We start from the raw sequence: 17042 nt of genomic DNA, 5'->3' as shown, positions 1-17042 counted from the left end.
TTCCGCGACGGGGACCTCACCAGCAGGAACCTGTCGTGGCGGAGGGACAAAGCACGCCGCAGTCGAACCGCCCTCCCGGCCACCGAACAACGCAAATTTGTGGCATTGCGAACAGGTGGCTTAGGGATCCGCGCACCAACTTTTCGTCGCTTTCAGAAAATCTGTTCCTCGCGGCCGTCGTCGCGCGAGCCCGCTTTCTCAAGCTCATACAAAGGTCGCCCGCTCCGGGTAGCGGGGCGTGCTGAAGAACTATCCGCGAACAGCCGATCTGGTGAACCGACTCAGCCGCGGGCAAATCAACGTCACTTTGCGGGTCACGAATTTATCGTAGTGGCGACACGGATGCGCCGTCGTGCAAAACGGCATCGGCTTCCTCGTCGTCGATGGCTTCTGGATTGCGCTTGAGATTGAGCAGGGCCAATCCCAGCCCTCCCCATACGGCCAACAGAGCGATGATCATCATGACGATCGCGGAGGTACTCATGGGTTCTTCCCTTCCCCTGCTGCGGATCCTGATGCGGCGGTTTCGGGTAGGCCAGTTTGGCCACCCTTGGTCTTATTCGTGGCGGATTTATTCGCATCGAGTTCGGCGTCCAGGATCGGTTCATGGATATTTTTCTCATAAGCGGCAGATCGAAGGCTCCACGGAATCTTCGAGAGCAGGTAGGCGATCAGTACCAAGGCAATCACCATGCCCCAGCCGAAGACGCCGACAAACCAGTCCGGCAAACCGCCGTAGCCCTCGCTGATCCTGGTGGTGAGGGTGTCGATCAAGATGTAACCCAGGACCACCGGAGTGACACCGCCGATGAAAATCTGCCAACTGCGGCCCAGCTTAACCGAGGACGTTGCATTGATGTGTTCGCGCAGCCGGGGAAGTGCGCCGAACCCAGCGGACATCGCCACCACGGCCACCAGTGCAACGGCTACAATTCCGAAGCTATTGACAAAGGCATCGGTCACATCGAGCAGGTTCAGGCCCGTCGTCGTTGGAAATAGCAGGATCGATATCAGGGCAATAGGGATGCCGACGATCAGCGCTGCCTTCACCCGCCGCCAGCCTAACTTGTCCTGAACGGCGGCAATGATAACTTCGACGATACTGATCAGCGACGTTAGACCGGCGAACACGAGCGAACCGAAGAACAGCACTCCCAACAGAACACCCGCCGGCGCCTGCGCAATGATCGTCGGGAATGCAATGAATGCCAGACCGATACCGCTGACAGCGACTTCGTCCACACCAACCCCGCTCGATGCCGCCATGAATCCCAAGGCAGCGAAGACCCCGATGCCGGCCAGCAACTCGAAGCCGGAATTGGCGAAGCCGACGACGAACCCAGAACCGGTCAGATCGGTTTTTCGCCGCAGGTAGGAGGCATACGTGATCATAATCCCGAAGGCCACCGACAGCGAGAAGAAGATCTGCCCATAGGCAGCAACCCAGATAGAACTGTCACCGAGCCGGGTCCAGTCCGGCGTGAAGAACGCGTCCAGTCCGGTCCAGGCGCCCTCAAGGAACAGCGCTTGGACGACCAGAATGAGGAACATGATCAAGAGCAACGGCATAAAAACGATGGAGGAGCGGGCAATTCCTTTTTGTACTCCCAAAGCCAGGATGGCGATAACCACGCCCCACACGAGAATCAGTGGAATGAGTACGGAGGGCACGAAGTCGAAGCCCAGGTTCACCTGATCACTGACCTGGAGGAACTCGCCGGTAAAGAAACCCGCAGCGTCCTCGCCCCAAGCGGTGGTGAAGGAGAATATGAAGTACATGCCTGCCCAGGCAATGATCACCGCGTAGTACACGGCAATGACGAAACAGATTCCTACTTGCCACCAGCCAATGGCTTCGGCTTTGGGATGCAGTCTTCGCATTGCCAGCGGAGGTGACCCACGGAATCGGTGCCCGATGGCATAATCGAGGAAAAGCAGCGGTATTCCGGCAGTGAGCAGGGCGACCAAGTACGGGATAATGAACGCCCCGCCGCCGTTTTCGTAGGCAACGTAGGGGAAGCGCCAGATATTGCCTAGTCCCACGGCGGACCCGATGGCGGCGAGAATGAACACTCTCCGCCCGGACCACATTTCACGTTGTGGCCGCGCGCTCACGTTCGAGGGCGCTTGTTGTGTCTTTCCCGATGCACTCACAATTAGGATCCTCGCTGCTAATGCTTTTGGTGGGTAATTATCTTCACGGTATCCCCGCCCCAGAAATCATGTCAAGACGCCCGGCTAGATTGATTCTTAGAATCATTCGAAAGAAAGCCTCATATAAGTCGATATCTTCTGATTTCATTTCTGGTTATCGGTGTCACTGGTGCTTGCGAACGCGTAGTCAGGCGTCTTTGACAGGAGGCTGAGTGCGAGGTACCGCATGTTTGGGTCGTTGTGGCTGTATTCGATAGATAAAAAAGGTGTAGTTCTGAAATATTGGCAATAGAAACCGGGTGGCCCGGGCACCCGTGAGGTATGCCCAACCAAAATCTTTATCGGTTAACACCAGTTGTGCTGCCCTGCCGGTCACGCACCCGTGCAAGTGCACAATTCCGGCGAACTCCTTGTCCAAGGGTGGGGTGGGGTGGGACCAGCCAAGGTCTCCAAGACCTCACGGTCAGCTGCCGCCGCCGCAGATAAGAGATGCATGTCGAAATTTGTCATCACAATTTGCAGTGCGCCTGTCGAGTCGGCGATTCGCACAATGGCGGCATGCGTCAAATTGGGTTCAGAACTCTCGCGATCGATGAGATCGCATGCGTGTCGACTGACTTCGAAGTCGTCGGGCATCAAGCCAAGAAAGTAGTCGATTCCAATGTAATCGTCTAACGGCGCGTGGGCCATATTGGCTAGCGTCTGGGTTAATTCGTCAAAGTCTGGGCTAATTCGTCAAAAAGGAGTAGCCCTAGTGGTCCTTCCAACGACGCCCCGCACCCTTATACCTTCCCGTCCGCCCAATTTGGCCGACCGGGGTTTGCACAATCCAGCCGCTCCCACGCTCTAATTTCTCGCAATTTCACTCGTCCGAGCGTCAATGGACAGACAATCGCGTTTTGCGCGAGACTCCACGTCTCAACCCAGGTGATAATAACATTTATTTCAGGAGCCTGCGGACCTATCAAAGAGGCCAGAAGACTTTAACGAAGTGCGCCGACATGTCGCCAAGTGGAGAGACGCCCGCGCTGGCATGGGCGGCGCTCAGCGCGACCCATCGTTCATTCTGACAGACGTCATCGAAATTCTCGGAGGTACGGGGGTGCGCATCAACGTGCTCCTCGGTCTTCGACACTCCGACGTCGACGTTGACGTTGACGTTGACGTTGACGCAGGGTACGGTGGCGGTTTGCGCCACGCTCGTCGAGCTAAAAAGCCTCGGCCTCTCCCAGCCACGAGCAAAGACTTCCGCGGGGAATGCGCATGCTCGCGCTGCCTTAAATCATTCTCGACAAGCGTCGCCGTCAGTCAACTTTTAACGGTCATCCTGAATACATATTCTCTACGGGCACGGGCAACTTCGTGAACGCCCACAATCTGGCTCGGTCATTGCGGGAGGCTCGTCGGGGTTTGCGATTCGGCTGGCTCACCCTGAAATCCTTTAGGGCCACCCTCGCGACCTGGCTGAAGGCGAAAACGGGTCTCGCTGCGGCCTCGGGCCCAGCTCCGTCACGCCGTCGAAGTGCTAGGCGTATGGAAAGCGACACAGAAGCCCTACATCGGCAAGGAAGACCGAATTACTGTGCACAACGCAAAAATTCTCAGCCGACTTCTCAGACCCAATGTGGCGAATGCAAGTGGTGAGTGAAATTTCGAGAGAAACAAAAAAACCCCACAATCCCAATGATTGCGGGGTTATCTGTGCGCCCGAAGGGATTCGAACCCCCAACCTTCTGATCCGTAGTCAGATGCTCTATCCGTTGAGCTACGAGCGCATGTCGATCCCGCGAACTTTCACACTCGGAGACAACTTGAAAACTATACCAGTTATCGAGACCTCCCCGTGCCGCGAGGGCGTGCCCGGCCACGCACGAGACACCCTTTTAGAGTTTCTACCACCTTTTATGCGTTCATCGCGTTTTGAGATTTCTGGGAATGACACCGACTCGTTGGCACTTCTCAAATGAGAAAGTAATTACCGAAGTCTCTATCTCCCATAAGGGTGGGTGTGTCTCATGAACGAAATAATTTCGGTACTGCGTGGGCACATCCTGCGACTGGCCCTGCTTCGCACCGGCGTCGCCGTGCTGTGCACCGCTTTACCCTGCTGCTCGGCACTCTGCGGTGGTTGCACCGACCCGCCTCAACTCCGGCGGTGGCAACACGCCCGGCGCGGCATCCGATCTTCCGTCGGGAGCCTCTCGCTCATCAGCATCTGCGCGGCCAACGTCGCCGAGGCACACGGCATACCCGGAGCCGACTGAATCATCTAGGCAGCCAGATCATCAGCGACGTGTCCGCAACGATCACACTCAGCGACAGTGTCGGGAGAATATTCGGTGATTCCTCAGCCAGCAAACCGTTCTCAACAACCAGCACAATGCCGGCTGCCTCGACATTGGTCTTGTTTCGCGGCACCGATGCAGCCTCGGTGAGCACCGGCAACTCCTCACCCGCGGCGTTGAACATGACACCGCTCTTCGGCTCGACTCTGGCCAGTGCTAGGGCCAACGCGTTGCCGCTCTTGGTCCTGGGCCTGTTGCACGACCTGGCCGGTCTCGGCCTGGTCCTGCGACGCGCGGCGGGACGACGCGGGCTACTGACCCAGTAGCGGGCAGCATCCGCTGATATCAGCCGGGCGCTTCGGCTTTCAGGTCGCAGCGCCGGCTGTTGCGCGCCATCGACGGTAAAATCAACCCCTGTTATCGGCCTCGGCCGGGTGATTTACTAGGTGGGTGAATGAAACCAGCCGCGCCGACACGGCAGCCTTTGACTACTCCGGCCTGCGCGCCGTCTTCATCAACTGCACCCTGAAACGCAGCCCCGAGGTGAGCAACACCCAGGGCATCGTTGACCTCAGCGCTCGAATCATGCGGGAGCAGGGCGTGCAGGTCGACCTTGTTCGCGCCATCGACCATGACATCGCCACCGGCGTCTACCCGGATATGACCGAACACGGCTGGCAAACGGATGCCTGGCCGTCGCTGTTCCCGAAGGTGCAGGCCGCCGACATTCTCGTGTTGGCCGGGCCGATCTGGCTCGGTGACAACGGCTCGGTGACCAAACGCATCGTGGAGCGGCTCTACGCTCACTCGGGCGAATTCAACGATAAGGGCCAGTACGTTTTCTATGGCAAGGTCGGCGGCGCCATCATCACCGGCAACGAAGACGGTGTGAAACACTGCACGTCGAACCTGCTTTACAGCCTGCAGCACATTGGCTACTCGATTCCGCCCGCCGCCGATTCCGGCTGGATCGGCGAAATCGGTCCGGGCCCGAGCTACCTTGACGAGGGGTCTGGCGGTCCGCGGAACGACTTCACCAACCGCAACACAACGTTCATGAGCTGGAACCTCATGCACCTCGCCTCGATCCTGAAGCAGAACGGCGGCATCCCGGCCTACGGCAACCTGCGCCAGGACTGGGACCGCGGCGAACGCTTCGGGTTTGAGCCGAACCCGGAATATCGGTAGCAGCCAGTTTCAAGATTCTTCAGATTCGAGATCCCGTTGGCTAACATGGGGTCATGGTTCTCGCCCGCTCTCGCCGGGGCCGCGGCAGCTATCTCGCGATTGTCGGCTTCGCGGTGGTCTACCTGGGCGTCGGCTGGTATTGGTCACCACCTCTGTGGGTAGCCGGTCTGTATCTGGCGGCGAGCCTGGTCTGCTTCGTGCTCTACCTGGTGGATAAACGCCGGGCCGGCACCGCACGCCGGCGGGTATCGGAGCGAACGCTTCTGCTCTGGGGATTTGTCGGCGGCTGGCCGGGGGCAATCCTGGCGCAACAAATTGCGCGACACAAGACGCAGAAGAGAAGCTTTCGCCGCGCGTTCTGGCTCACGGTCGTCGCCAACGTTGGGCTGTTCATCGCACTGAGCTCACAAACATTCGACGAAGCGCTGGGTCAATTGTTTAGTATTCGTTGATTTCTTCCCCGGTTTCGGCCTCGTATTTTGCCTTCAGAATGGCCAGGTTGATCTGCACAAACGCTTCCAGGCGCTCGTTGCGATGCTCGGCATAGTCGGGTTCACGCTGATCGACGGCAAGTTCGATGAGCTTCGACGAGACGGCCGAACTGACCTCTTCACTCGCCGACCGTTGAGCACTCGCAACGATGCGTCCCACCTGATCGTCATCATCGGCAGCGGCGTCGAGGGCCAGAGCCAGCCGCTCGTGCACCCGCAAGCGCAGAGCGAACTGCTTGAGGTCGTGTCGCTGGTCGTCGGTCAGACTCAGCCGCCATTTCATTGACGCGAGGTCCTTGCTCATCCGGCTGACCCGCCGCGCGTACTCCTCGTTTTGCCGGGCCAGGTGGTGCAGCTCACTGCGGGCGTTGTTGGCATAGCGCGCGGAGTCGTAGTCATAGTGTTCGCGGAGCGCGCCAACGATGATGTCGTTCTTCACTGCCATGCGCACGGCCGACACGGCGATCAGCAGGCCCTCATCGACGGTGCGTTCGAGATCGGGCAGCTCAGCATTCACGTCGGGTTCTCTGACGTTCGCGTGAGCGTCAGCACGACGCCGGGACCGGTTCCAAATGATTGCGCCACCACTTCCTCGTGCAGGTGACTTTCATTTTATCGAAGGAACTGGTCAGTACCGTGCGCGAAGCGTGTGAATCCTGCCGTCCAGCTGATCGAGGGCCTCGGATCTGATCAAGGCACCCGGTGCTGACACTGTGGCATCGCCGTGGGGCATGAGCCGCACCCCTGGGCAGGGTCGTCACGCCCTGTCCGAAAGGGCGATGCTTGCGGTGGAGCGCCAAGAGTACGGTGAACGCATGGAAACCAGGCAGGGCGCGAGTGTCGCGCTCGGTCTTGCATCGTTTCTCTTTGCCGGGTGTGCTAGCCCAACGCCGCCGACCTGGAGCTGCGTAGCCGTCTCCCGCAGAAACAACAGCGGGTAGGTTTACGAATCCCAGTTAGCCTCACCCCCGCCAGATCTTCTCCGTGTCGAGCTCATCCATCAGCGCCCGTACGCGCGCGGGAGGGAGATACCCGGCACCGGTCAAACGGATGCCGCCGCCCACGTTCCCAAGGAATGTCTGGATCACCGCAGTGGCCGCGCCAGGTCCGAGTTGATCGCGGCGAGGTCGACGCGGAGGCGGAACAGAAGCGGAGTCTCAGGTGGTGTCAGCAGTGGGAGGGGCTTGAGCGGTGCATCCATGAACGCCAGGGCTGAGTCATCGGGACTCCTGAGGGCGCCCAGCAAGTCCGGCGAACCCGAGCCAGCCGTCGCGGCGTCAAACCGCGCCTTGACGTCGGCAAAGTCGGTCACGTTTTCGGCCGCGGACGCGGACTCATGGTCGCGCGGTGTCGTCATACCGACAGGATATTTGAGATTGCTCAGAACCTCGTGGATGCGTCGTCGGCGTTGCCAGCACGTGCTCGGGTTGGAGTTCCGCCACTAGATCAGGTTCTGCTTCTCGATCTGTTCGAAGCTCCTGGTCGCGTCCTTCAACCCGCCCCACAGCGTCACCTCGCCGCGGGCCAGAGACTTTCTGACGTCGATGATCCGCTGGTTGCTGCTGCCCCGAAACTGCAGGTTGAGATCGCGCTTCGCCAATTCGAACCGACCGTCGACCAAAACGTCAATCTTGCCGAGCATCTCGAGTTTGTCCACACTCGCCAGCAACAGTTCTTCGAAGGTGTACCCGGTCCAGGACCAGACGTCCTTCGCGGTGCCGAGCTCCCGACGCACCCGGTCGAGCAGCGACAGGCACACCCCGGTGTTGAGAAACGGCTCGCCGCCCAGAAGGGTGAGGCCTTGCACATACTCCTGGCCGAGATCAGCCAGAATCTGGTCCTCAAGTTCCTGGCTGGACTGCTGTCCGTAGCGAAAACTCCAGGTGGCCTCATTGAAGCACCCCGCACAGGCGAATAGGCAACCGGACAGGTACAGGCTGCACCGCACCCCCTCACCGTCGACAAAGACAAACGGCTTGTAGTCGCCGACGTACCGCTGGCTCAGCTTCTGCGACAGCCACTCACCGGGCTGGGGATTACGCATCCAGGGCGGCGGCATCCGTGCCCCGAATGCCGGTGGTGCCGGGCATGTGCTTGACCCGGGAGGTGATCTCGCTGTGCCGGCCGTGCACCATCGGGCGGGCCTGGGGGTTGCCGAGGTAGCCGCAGGTTCGTTTGACGACATCGCAGGTCATGGGGTCGGCACTCCGGACACTCCGGACACTCCGGACACTCGAAACCGCGCTCGGTGGCGTCGAAGTCGCCCGAGAAGCCGCAGGCGTAACAGCGGTCGATCGGAGTGTTGGTACCGAGATAACCGACGCGATCGTAGGAGTAGTCCCATACGGCTTCAAGGGCCTTGGGGTTCTGTTGCAAGATCGGGTATTCGCAATAGTGGATGAATCCGCCTCCGGAATACGACGGGTACACCTTCTCGAAATCCAGCTTCTCAAACGGCGTCGGGCTCTTGCGCACGTCGTAGTGAAAGCTATTAGTGCAATAGTCCTTGTCGGTGATATTCGGCACGAAACCGAACTTCTCGGTGTCCAGCCGGCAGAACCGGTCGGTCAGGCTCTCGCTCGGCGTCGCGTACACGCTGAACTGGTAGCCGTACTCGACGCTCAATTTCTTCGCCCGCTCCTGGAGCGTACGCAGAACAGCGACGGTGAAATCCTTCACCTCGCTGTTGGTTTCCCAGTCACCGCCATAGAAGGCCGCCGCGACCTCGTACAGGCCGATATAGCCGAGGGACACCGTGGAGCGTTTGTTCCTGAAGAGGGTGTCGACCGGCTGCCCGGCCGCAAGGTGCTGGCCGAAAGCACCGTAGATATACAGGATCGGGGCGTTCTCCGGGGTCGCCTCCTTGCACCGCTCAATTCTGAACAGCAGAGCGTCGCCGACCGTGGTCACTCGCTCGGCGAGAATGCTCCAGAACTTGCTCTCGTCCCCGCCGGACTCGAGGGCGATCCGGGGCAGATTGAGCGTCACGACTCCGAGGTTCATCCGCCCCTCGGAGACATCGTTGCCCTTCTCATCGGTCCAGCCCTGCAGAAAGGAGCGACAGCCCATCGGCACCTAGAAGCTGCCGGTGAGTTCGACGATTTTGTCGTAATTGAGAATGTCCGGATACATGCGCTTGGTGGCACACTCCAGTGCCAGCTGCTTGACGTCGCAGTTCGGGTCAGTCGGTGCGAGGTTGAGGCCCCGCTTGACGGTGAAAATCAGCTTCGGGAAGATTGCGGTGCGCTTCTCGCTGCCAAGCCCGGCGATCCGAATTTGCAGGATCGCCTTTTGAATCTTGCGTTCCAGCCAACTGGTGCCGAGCCCGAAACCGAGCGAGGTGAAGGGTGTCTGCCCGTTAGAGGTGAACAGGGTGTTGATCTCGTATTCGAGACTCTGCATAGCGTCGTAGATGTCCTTGAAGGTCTTCTCCTCAGCGTAATCCTGATGCTGGGACTCGTCCGCTATCCACTTTCGGGCATCGCCCAGGTGCTTTTCGAGGTTCTTCCCGGCGTAGGGAGCGAGCACTTCGTCGATGCGGTTCCCCAAGCATCCGCCGTACTGACTCGACGACACATTTGCGATGATCTGTGAGATCTGAGCCGTCGCCGTTTGAATGGACCGCGACGGGTTGACGTCGGCGTTGCCGATCCGAAAACCGGTGCTCAGCATCGTCTTGAAGTCGATGAGGCAGCAGTTCGTCATTGGTGCATAGGGGTGGTAATCGAGGTCGTGGTAGTGCAGCTCGCCCTTTTGGTGGGCCGTGGCGACGTGCGGCGGCAGCATATTCAGGCCGATGGCCTTGCCCACAGCGCCGGCGGTCAAGTCACGTTGGGTGTTGAAGACGTCGCTGTCCTTGTTGGCGTTCTCGTTGACGACCGATTCGTCTTTGCTGATCAGTTTGACGATCGAGTGATTAATGTCGGTGGCTTGGCTGCGCGCGAGGTCCCGCTGGATGCGGTATTTAATGTACGCCTCGGCGGCGTCGTATTCCTTGCTGTCCAGCAGGGCGTGTTCCACCATGTTCCGCACCTCATAGATCTTGATGTCGACCGTGAAGTGCGAGGCGATCTCACGGTTGACGTGAGCGACCACGTCACGAATGATCTGGTGCGTGAGCGGGGTCAGCTCACCGTTCACTTCGGTGAAACTTTTGGCGAGGGCGGCGTAGATGCGCGCCTCATCGAAGGCAACCCGACGTCCGTCCCGTTTGGCCACCATGAGGGTTTCTGAGCTGAGGTTTTCCATCTTCAACATGCGCAGCATGTCTCCTTGAGTCGTAGCACCCACAGCGATCGAGCAAAAGCTTGAGCCGGACGAAGGAACCATATGTAGTGGTTAGAGTGTGGTTTACACACTACATATAGTGGTAGACGTTCGTTCACCATTCGTTGGGAAGGGCGCAGCGCCCCGAGTCAGAAACCACTGACAATATCTCAAATCGCTCCACCGATATCGTCGCGAAACTCCCCACTCGCAGTATCAACCGCGGCGCCCACCGTCGGCGCGAACCGCTCGGGTGAAAACCGGTCACCCAATCCGAAAGCCTGCAGCTGGTCCTTCACCGGCCCCTTCATCTCGGCCAGCACGAGCGACACCCCCCGAGACGCAAGGTACTCGTCAAGCTCGAGTAGTTCGTCGATGGCGGTCGTGTCGATATCGGTGATCGGTTCGGCGGCAAGGATGACGGTGTGAATGGGCGTTCCGATCGGCCTGCCAGCGGCCTCCGATTCCCGCTCCGCTCGCCGCACTACCGAGCGCACGTAATCATCAAAGATGCCCCCGTTGGCAAAGAACAGCGGGGCGTCGAAACGCACAATGACGATGCCGGGAACGCGATCGGCATCCGGATGCCGTGAGCGATCATGGTATCCGCGCATACCGGGAATGCGCCCGAGCTCGGCCCGGTACGGACGCCACGCGCGGAGCACGAACGCGACCAGAGACAGCCCGATCGCCACGAGAATGCCTTGCAGAACGCCCACCAGAAAGACGCTGAGGAACGCGGCGATCGAGAGCAGGGCATCCGTTTTGTCGATCCGCCACAATCGCGAGACGCCCGAAACATCGACCAGGCTGGCGGCGGCCACAATGACCACGGCGCCAAGTGTCGCCGACGGGAGGTACCCGGTTACACCGGGGGCAACGAGCATGAAGATGACGATGATCAGCGCGCCGACGACATTCGTCAGCTGGGAGCGCGCCCCTGCCTGCTCGGCGACGGGTGTGCGCGAGGTGGAGGCCGAGATCGGAAAGCCGCCAAAGAACCCGCCTCCGATATTGGCGAGTCCGAGGCCGGCCATCTCTTGGCTGCCGTTCACACTGTCACCGCGGCGCGCTGCGAGTGTGCGGGAGAGCACCCCGGTGTCAGCGAAGGCGATGAGCGCTATGCCCAGCGCCGGCGCGATCAGCGAAACCACGTCGCCCCAGACGAGTCCGCCGAGCGCCGGGGCGGGGAGCCCCTGCGGCATAGCGCCGACGACCGGCAGCACGTTCTGCAGCGAGAAAATTGCCGTGACCACAATAGACGCGACGACCGCGATCAGCACACCAGGGACACGCCCGCCGAGCAGGAAACGCAACCCGACGATGACGGCGAGGGAGGCAAGGCCGAGCAGCATTGCGACGACGCCGATGCTCCCCGCCGCGGCACCCTGCACGATTGCACCAATCCCTTGAATCGGACCGGGAGCCTCGATGGAGAACCCGAACAGCTTGGGAATTTGCGAAATGATCACTAGCAAAGCGACGGCGTTGAGGTAGCCGACCCGGATTGGCTTGGAGAGCAGGTCGGTGACGAAGCCGAGTCGGAGCACGCCGGCACTGAGCAGGGTGAGGCCGACCATCAGGCCGAGGAGCCCTGCGAGGGCAATCGCTCGCTCGGTATTGCCGAGCGCCAGCGGCAGGATCGACGCTGCGATGATTGGGGCGAGCGCCGAGTCAGGACCGAGCACGAGGATGCGCGATGGGCCGAAGACGGCGTAGATTAGCAACGGCACGACCGTCGCGTACAGACCGGTGTACGCGGGTAGCCCGGAGGCCTCCGCATAGCCCATACCGGCCGGGATCAGCAGGAAGCTGAGCGCGATGCCGGCACGCAGATCAGGCACCAGCCACGCGCGCTGGTAATGCAGGGCGGTGTTTAGCCCCGGGATCAGGCTGAGGACGACGCCGCGGAATCCGCCGATTGGCATGCCTACACGGTAGTCCGGTCCTCGTCTGCTGTCTGGACTTCCTGAAAGGTTCCGCTGCGTCACGTCGAACGGATGCTGATTTGAGTGGATGTCTACCCGATCGCGACGACCAGGCACAGCCCCGCCAACACGAGGCTCACCGGCGTCATCACGAGGCGTTCCGGTTTGCTGCGGGAGATCCCGTTCATGATCACGCCGAGCGTGAAGTACCCAGTGAGCACCCAAGCGGCCACGCCGATGAAGGTCGCGGTGGGGATGAGAGACGTCAGCGCCACCCGTTCGAGGACGTCAGCGCCACCCGTTCGAGTACGAGAAGTGCGAACACGAGGTAGAGCACGATCGAGACGGCGCTGCCGATGCGCAAGTGCGTCGGGAGCACCGCGTGCTGGCCGCCCCAGGCGAACCGCCCGAGCGGTAGACCTGCGATCAGCAGCAGCTGGAAGATGGCAAGAAATGCCAAGATGATGCAGAGCAGGGTGGCGGCTGCGGTTGTCATGTGGTTCAGCTTAGGTTGGCCGCACAATCGCCCTGTCAGCCCTCGATCGCCAAGCGTCTCAACCAGGCTGTACCTTGTCACAGGTGGCGCAATTCAAGGCAAAGAAAAACCCCTGAGCCCCCGTGCTTACCAGAGATTCAGGGGTTCAAAGATCTGCGGGTAGTTTACGTAATTCCCACAGGCCAGTCATAGAGCGGACCGCGGCTGCAACGAGTAATCACAATTCCATCACTTTGGAGTTTTAATTCCATGTGGTTCAGATCTATGGCAGTGAAGATCGAGCGCCACCGCCGACAACCGCGTCGGGGACGGGTCAGGCAGCAGGGAGGGGCAAGCGAGATGACCGAAAATAACTCTTATCCTCAGCTGGTTGGCTCCTCTGCTGGTCAAGCGGTACCAGACTCGATTGCGCCGTCAAGTGGGGACGCGGAAGCAGACACTGGCCTCGAAACGAGGCCCACCTTTCGTTCTTCCCACCGAGTTGCGCGGTCTTCGCGTCCGACTTCTCGTGCTGCTGCAATGGCCAGGTCGATCAGTTCTTGTTCTGCGGCACAATCACCGTTCAGTTTCCAGATATCACCGGACTGCACCCAGAGGAAACCCGTCATGGCATCTGATTGGCGCTGGCGCTGCCAATAGTTCTCCGCGAGTTCCAAGGCTTCTCCAGCGCGGTTCAGTGCGACGAGGCAACAGCACTGGTTGTAGATATTGATCGGCACATCAACGTACCCATTAACTGCTGCTTCGCCCAGCCAATGAAGCGCTTTGCTTGGACTCAGCGGAAAAGTGCAGAAGCCCAAGTTGTTCAGGGTGCGTGCATCATTCAGATTGCGGCGCAGGTGGAATTCAAATAGCGTTTTGGCTTCGAGGTACTTGCCTTTGACCAAGTAATCCACGGCCGTTTCTTGGAGCTGCCAAAACAGCTGGTCCTGTTCCATTTGCTCCGCATGCTGCGGCGCGACGGCGCGGAGGGCGATTTCGGCGTTCAGCAGGCGTCCCTCCGGACCTGCGGCACTCAGCGCAACCGCACTGAAGAGACCAACTTGTTGATCGTTCTGCCACCTATATTCGAGGTGGAGAGACTCCGTGCTCCACCTGCCCAAAGTTTCAGTGATGCTTCGTTGCGAGAGCCAACGGTACGCGCTGATCGTCTCACTGGCTTCAGGCGTTAGGACCGCCCACTGGGCCCAATCCTCATCCGACGGAGGGGCGTACCCCAAGATGTCATTCATCGGGGCGTTCGCCACCCACATGTCGAGCAGATGAGGCACGCGGTGCAGGCTGAGGCTCATTGCCTCAAATTCGGCCTCGTCCAGGTCGCTTAGAGGGGCAGTCGGAGTAGGCACTTTGAGCACTTGGCGCCAGCGGCTTGTGTCAACGATACGTGTCAGATCGTCATCGTCGGGAGAGAACATCGCGCGGTAGACCGCGATGGCCGCGCGTGCCGACATCCCGTACCTGATAAGACTTTCGCCGTCAATCCCGAAGTTGCCCAGAATCTTCTTGACCGAGGTGATTGTTCGAGCCCGGTGCCGCGAGTCTTTTGTATTCTGTGGAACTCCAACAAGAGATGTGTCAAGGACCGCGATCAGCTCGCGCACGGGCTGATCAGGGATGCCTTGAGAATTCCTCTGACTCACCATTACCCCCGCCTGGACTCGGACTACTTTCTTACATACGATAGTATCAACAGGAGAAGAGGGAGCCAAATGGAAAGAGTCATTTTCCAATCGAGCGATCTAGCCAAAAAGCGAATCAAAGTTCTCGAAGCGGCTCGTGCCGGGAGAGCGTTGGTGCGCGATGGGAACGGAAGCGGACTCGTGATGTTGCCTGAGTCAGATCTAGCAGTCCTCGAGGGATTTGCTAGCTGGTCACAGCGACTGCAGCGACTCACTGCGCTGGTCGACTCGGAGCGCGATGTGTCTGTTGCAGAGCTCGGTGATCTAGCTTGGTTGCGAGTCTTCGACAAGGACGACCAACGAGCCTTCGCGGACGAGCTCCATGGATCTCTTATCGCTGGACTCGCTGATCAAGATCTCTCATCCGTGGACGAAGTCGTTACCGCCTGGCGTGTGACTGCGCGTCAACTTGAGGACCCTCTACGCCGTTCCGTCCTTCTCGGCAGGCATGACCTCACAGACTATGACGACGTGGAAGAACCAGTCGAGTGAGGGAGCGGGCGTACGCCCCTTTTATTCCGGCTCGAAGTCCCGGGGGGAAACCAAGAAGAAGACCTCCGTACCGAATCGTCGTGCATCGGAAGTTCGCTAACCATTGGGCTGAACTAGTGGAACGAGTTGGAATCCAGCAGGCTCGGCAATTCTGGGACCATGCAACCACTAAGCCAGGACAGCCCTCTCCCATCGCTTCGATAAGCATCCTTCGTGGAAAAGCAGGTCGGCCAATGGGTGACGGCTGGTCGCGAACTCATCACTATGAGGTAAGTGGGGCTGGGCGAATCGATTACCAGTATCACAATGCGTACAAGGTGTCTGAGGCATCGGACGCACACGCGGTCGTGGCAATTATGACCATCAACTACAGCAGCCACTAAGATGTGTCTGCTAATGGCTTGAGCTAAATTGTGATGGCTCGTAGGATGACTCGGCCGCGGTAGTTGACGGCGAGTTTGTCGTATCGGGTCGCGATGCCGCGCCATTGTTTGAAAGCCTGGAAGCATCGCTCGATCACGTTGCGGCGTTTGAGCTGCTGCGGATATCTCGGACGGCGGGCCCTCTTGAAATGAGGGATCACTGAAAGTCGAGATCAGCATGACCGCAGCACGTAGGCGTTTCACCCAGGAGTTCAAAGACGAGCTGTGCCGTGAGGTGATCAACACCTCCAAGCCGATCAAGGACGTCGCCATCGCGTATGGCGTCGGCGCTGAGTCTCTTCGGAACTGGCTGGGCAAATACCGCGAGGAGAACGGCGGGACCGAAGCGGACTTGACGGTGTCGGAACGCGCCAGGTTGAAGGAACTTGAGCGGGAAGTTCACGAGCTGCGGGCGGAGACCGCTTTCTTGGAAAAAGCCAGCGCTTACTTCGCGCGGGAGCAGCGGTAGTGAGCAAGTACGAATACATCGACTCCCAAAAATCTGAGCCCACCAACCGGAATTCGGTGGTGAAAATGGGCCTCTGGCTGGCCGTGTCCACGTCCGGTTTCTACCACTGGGCAATCCGGCCGCAGTCCGCGACCGTGGCCCGCCGAGAGGCCTTGGTCGCCCGAATACAACACTTCTTCGAGGAGTCCGATGGCACGTATGGATACCGTCGCATCCACGCCGACCTTGCCGCGGAACAGGCCGAGTGCTCGCCCGAGCTGGTGCGGCAACTCATGCGCCAGATCGGCCTCGTCGCCTGCCAACGACGGCCCTTCCGCATCACGACCGAAGCCGATGCGAAGGCGGCCGCGAACATGCCCGACCTCGTCAAACGCGACTTCACCGCCGACCGCCTCGGAGCGAAATTCGTCGGCGATATTACGTACATCCACACCTGGCAAGGATTCATCTATCTGGCCACCGGCATCGACTGCTACTCGAAGAAAGTCGTCGGCTGGTCCATCGCCGATCACATGCACCCGAACTCGTCGCCGACGCCCTCCGAAACGCCGCTGCGACGACCCTGATCGAGCCTGACGCGATCTGGCACTCCGACCGTGGCAGCGTGGGCGGATTGGCGTTTTCTAGCCATCGTCGCAACACACGGTCAAATGTGGGCTAGTTCTTTGAGCCTATCGAAGTGCGTTTGCGATGGCTCCCAATTGCGCGATTCGCGGGGGCGAGCGTTGATCTTGGCGGCGACCTCAGCCAAGCGTTCGGGGCTGTGGAGGTTCAGGTTGGTGCCCTTGGGGAAGTACTGGCGAATGAGTCCGTTGGTGTTCTCATTGGAGCCTCGTTGCCACGGTGAATGTGCGTCGCAGAAGTAGACGGGGATCGTCGTTTTTTCCTGGAACTGCCGATACTCGGCCATCTCCGATCCTTGATCCCAAGTCAGCGTTTTCCTGAGGTGCGCTGGTAGGGCGGACATCGCCGTGCCGACCCGTTCGCGGACGGTTGCTGCGTCGTGCTTGCCGCCCAGGTGCACGAGCATGAGGAAGCCGCTGGTGCGTTCCACGAGCGTGGCAATGGCCGAGCGGTTGAACGCCCCGCAGACTAGTGTCTTGCGTCGTAAATTCATTGGTTAAGTGTTATGATGAGTCATGTCGCGAACTGGACGCCCAAAGACTGAGCTG

18 protein-coding genes, 1 tRNA gene and 3 pseudogenes are annotated in these 17042 nt (G+C 59.7%); 6 read left to right on the top strand and 16 right to left on the bottom strand.

Annotated elements, in window-relative coordinates; genetic code table 11:
• Positions 1–322: 322 nt before the first annotated feature.
• The 4 genes from CXY73_RS04915 to CXY73_RS04900 form a co-directional block, all read right to left on the bottom strand.
• Positions 323–484, bottom strand: a complete 162-nt coding sequence (locus tag CXY73_RS04915; RefSeq protein ID WP_104134823.1) for a methionine/alanine import family NSS transporter small subunit — start codon at positions 482–484, stop codon at positions 323–325.
• Complete coding sequence (locus tag CXY73_RS04910; protein ID WP_104134822.1) at positions 481–2091, bottom strand: sodium-dependent transporter; 1611 nt, start codon at positions 2089–2091, stop codon at positions 481–483. Before CXY73_RS04910 ends, CXY73_RS04915 begins: the two co-directional genes overlap by 4 nt.
• Positions 2092–3118: 1027 nt before the next feature.
• Positions 3119–3352: a hypothetical protein gene (locus CXY73_RS04905; protein ID WP_104177012.1), complete on the bottom strand. Its 234-nt coding sequence runs from the start codon at positions 3350–3352 to the stop codon at positions 3119–3121.
• A 504-nt stretch (positions 3353–3856) separates the two neighbouring features.
• Positions 3857–3929, bottom strand: a tRNA-Arg gene (locus CXY73_RS04900).
• Between the two features lie 240 nt (positions 3930–4169).
• On the opposite strand from CXY73_RS04900, the gene CXY73_RS04895 reads away from it, so the two are divergent.
• Entirely contained in the window at positions 4170–4418 is a 249-nt protein-coding gene (locus CXY73_RS04895; protein WP_146071628.1) for a hypothetical protein, read from the top strand.
• A gap of 1 nt (position 4419) precedes the next feature.
• Here CXY73_RS04895 and CXY73_RS04890 read toward each other — a convergent pair whose 3' ends face one another.
• Positions 4420–4623: a hypothetical protein gene (locus tag CXY73_RS04890; RefSeq protein WP_104136706.1), complete on the bottom strand. Its 204-nt coding sequence runs from the start codon at positions 4621–4623 to the stop codon at positions 4420–4422.
• Between CXY73_RS04890 and CXY73_RS21850 the strand changes: the two genes are divergently transcribed.
• The 3 genes from CXY73_RS21850 (at position 4622) to CXY73_RS04880 (ending at position 6079) form a co-directional block, all read left to right on the top strand.
• Positions 4622–4765: a hypothetical protein gene (locus CXY73_RS21850; RefSeq protein WP_158254030.1), complete on the top strand. Its 144-nt coding sequence runs from the start codon at positions 4622–4624 to the stop codon at positions 4763–4765. The two genes, CXY73_RS04890 and CXY73_RS21850, sit on opposite strands and share 2 nt — an antisense overlap.
• A 124-nt stretch (positions 4766–4889) precedes the next feature.
• Positions 4890–5627 carry a flavodoxin family protein gene (locus CXY73_RS04885; RefSeq protein ID WP_104177010.1) on the top strand — a complete coding sequence of 246 codons (738 nt, stop codon included), beginning with the start codon at positions 4890–4892 and terminating at the stop codon, positions 5625–5627.
• 53 nt (positions 5628–5680) lie between these two features.
• Complete coding sequence (locus CXY73_RS04880) at positions 5681–6079, top strand: DUF1294 domain-containing protein (protein ID WP_104136711.1); 399 nt, start codon at positions 5681–5683, stop codon at positions 6077–6079.
• On the opposite strand, the gene CXY73_RS04875 is transcribed toward CXY73_RS04880, so the two are convergent.
• From CXY73_RS04875 to CXY73_RS04845, 9 genes and pseudogenes are all read right to left on the bottom strand, one after another.
• Positions 6066–6635 (bottom strand): hypothetical protein, encoded by a 570-nt coding sequence (locus CXY73_RS04875; RefSeq protein ID WP_104136714.1) that lies wholly within the window; start codon positions 6633–6635, stop codon positions 6066–6068. The two genes, CXY73_RS04880 and CXY73_RS04875, sit on opposite strands and share 14 nt — an antisense overlap.
• A gap of 445 nt (positions 6636–7080) precedes the next feature.
• Positions 7081–7206, bottom strand: a complete 126-nt coding sequence (locus tag CXY73_RS23175) for a hypothetical protein (protein ID WP_255411359.1) — start codon at positions 7204–7206, stop codon at positions 7081–7083.
• Positions 7203–7475, bottom strand: coding sequence for a hypothetical protein (locus tag CXY73_RS04870; RefSeq protein ID WP_104136717.1), 273 nt, complete (start codon positions 7473–7475; stop codon positions 7203–7205). Before CXY73_RS04870 ends, CXY73_RS23175 begins: the two co-directional genes overlap by 4 nt.
• 84 nt (positions 7476–7559) lie before the next feature.
• Positions 7560–8162: an anaerobic ribonucleoside-triphosphate reductase activating protein gene (gene nrdG / locus CXY73_RS04865; RefSeq protein WP_104136930.1), complete on the bottom strand. Its 603-nt coding sequence runs from the start codon at positions 8160–8162 to the stop codon at positions 7560–7562.
• A pseudogene (gene nrdD / locus CXY73_RS04860) lies at positions 8120–10339 on the bottom strand (anaerobic ribonucleoside-triphosphate reductase). Before nrdD ends, nrdG begins: the two are co-directional and overlap by 43 nt.
• 215 nt (positions 10340–10554) lie before the next feature.
• Positions 10555–12312, bottom strand: coding sequence for a SulP family inorganic anion transporter (locus tag CXY73_RS04855; protein ID WP_104177009.1), 1758 nt, complete (start codon positions 12310–12312; stop codon positions 10555–10557).
• Positions 12313–12404: 92 nt separating this feature from the next.
• The gene (locus tag CXY73_RS22605; protein ID WP_233198143.1) at positions 12405–12587 is read right to left on the bottom strand and encodes a hypothetical protein; all 183 of its coding nucleotides are present in this window, start codon (positions 12585–12587) and stop codon (positions 12405–12407) included.
• A complete protein-coding gene (locus CXY73_RS22600) occupies positions 12578–12808 on the bottom strand; it encodes a hypothetical protein (RefSeq protein WP_233198142.1) in 231 nt (76 codons plus the stop codon). Before CXY73_RS22600 ends, CXY73_RS22605 begins: the two co-directional genes overlap by 10 nt.
• A 386-nt stretch (positions 12809–13194) precedes the next feature.
• Complete coding sequence (locus tag CXY73_RS04845; protein ID WP_146071627.1) at positions 13195–14409, bottom strand: hypothetical protein; 1215 nt, start codon at positions 14407–14409, stop codon at positions 13195–13197.
• A 108-nt stretch (positions 14410–14517) separates the two neighbouring features.
• Between CXY73_RS04845 and CXY73_RS04840 the strand changes: the two genes are divergently transcribed.
• A complete protein-coding gene (locus tag CXY73_RS04840; RefSeq protein WP_104177007.1) occupies positions 14518–14979 on the top strand; it encodes a hypothetical protein in 462 nt (153 codons plus the stop codon).
• 406 nt (positions 14980–15385) lie between these two features.
• On the opposite strand, the gene CXY73_RS04835 is transcribed toward CXY73_RS04840, so the two are convergent.
• A complete protein-coding gene (locus CXY73_RS04835) occupies positions 15386–15562 on the bottom strand; it encodes a transposase (RefSeq protein WP_104177006.1) in 177 nt (58 codons plus the stop codon).
• 17 nt (positions 15563–15579) lie between these two features.
• Between CXY73_RS04835 and CXY73_RS04830 the strand changes: the two are divergent.
• Positions 15580–16477 (top strand): annotated as a pseudogene (locus tag CXY73_RS04830) (IS3 family transposase); the annotation flags it as partial.
• A 39-nt stretch (positions 16478–16516) separates the two neighbouring features.
• Here the strand turns inward: CXY73_RS04830 and CXY73_RS04825 are convergent.
• Positions 16517–16966, bottom strand: a pseudogene (locus CXY73_RS04825) (IS30 family transposase); the annotation flags it as partial.
• Positions 16967–17042: the final 76 nt, after the last annotated feature.

This window comes from Cryobacterium sp. Y50, assembly GCF_002929805.1.
In the GTDB taxonomy this organism is placed as follows: domain Bacteria; phylum Actinomycetota; class Actinomycetes; order Actinomycetales; family Microbacteriaceae; genus Cryobacterium.
The sequence above is the reverse complement of the archived record's forward strand: the minus strand, read 5'-3'. Positions and strand labels throughout refer to the sequence as shown.

Bases quoted from the DNA above. Each gene is read 5' to 3' on its own strand.
- CXY73_RS04915 (WP_104134823.1), bottom strand. From the start codon at position 484: ATGAGTACCTCCGCGATCGTCATGATGATCATCGCTCTGTTGGCCGTA.
- CXY73_RS04910 (WP_104134822.1), bottom strand. From the start codon at position 2,091: ATGTGGTCCGGGCGGAGAGTGTTCATTCTCGCCGCCATCGGGTCCGCC.
- CXY73_RS04895 (WP_146071628.1), top strand. From the start codon at position 4,170: ATGAACGAAATAATTTCGGTACTGCGTGGGCACATCCTGCGACTGGCC.
- CXY73_RS21850 (WP_158254030.1), top strand. From the start codon at position 4,622: ATGACACCGCTCTTCGGCTCGACTCTGGCCAGTGCTAGGGCCAACGCG.
- CXY73_RS04890 (WP_104136706.1), bottom strand. From the start codon at position 4,623: ATGTTCAACGCCGCGGGTGAGGAGTTGCCGGTGCTCACCGAGGCTGCA.
- CXY73_RS04880 (WP_104136711.1), top strand. From the start codon at position 5,681: ATGGTTCTCGCCCGCTCTCGCCGGGGCCGCGGCAGCTATCTCGCGATT.
- CXY73_RS04870 (WP_104136717.1), bottom strand. From the start codon at position 7,475: ATGACGACACCGCGCGACCATGAGTCCGCGTCCGCGGCCGAAAACGTG.
- nrdG (WP_104136930.1), bottom strand. From the start codon at position 8,162: ATGCGTAATCCCCAGCCCGGTGAGTGGCTGTCGCAGAAGCTGAGCCAG.
- CXY73_RS04855 (WP_104177009.1), bottom strand. From the start codon at position 12,312: ATGCCAATCGGCGGATTCCGCGGCGTCGTCCTCAGCCTGATCCCGGGG.
- CXY73_RS22600 (WP_233198142.1), bottom strand. From the start codon at position 12,808: ATGACAACCGCAGCCGCCACCCTGCTCTGCATCATCTTGGCATTTCTT.
- CXY73_RS04840 (WP_104177007.1), top strand. From the start codon at position 14,518: ATGGAAAGAGTCATTTTCCAATCGAGCGATCTAGCCAAAAAGCGAATC.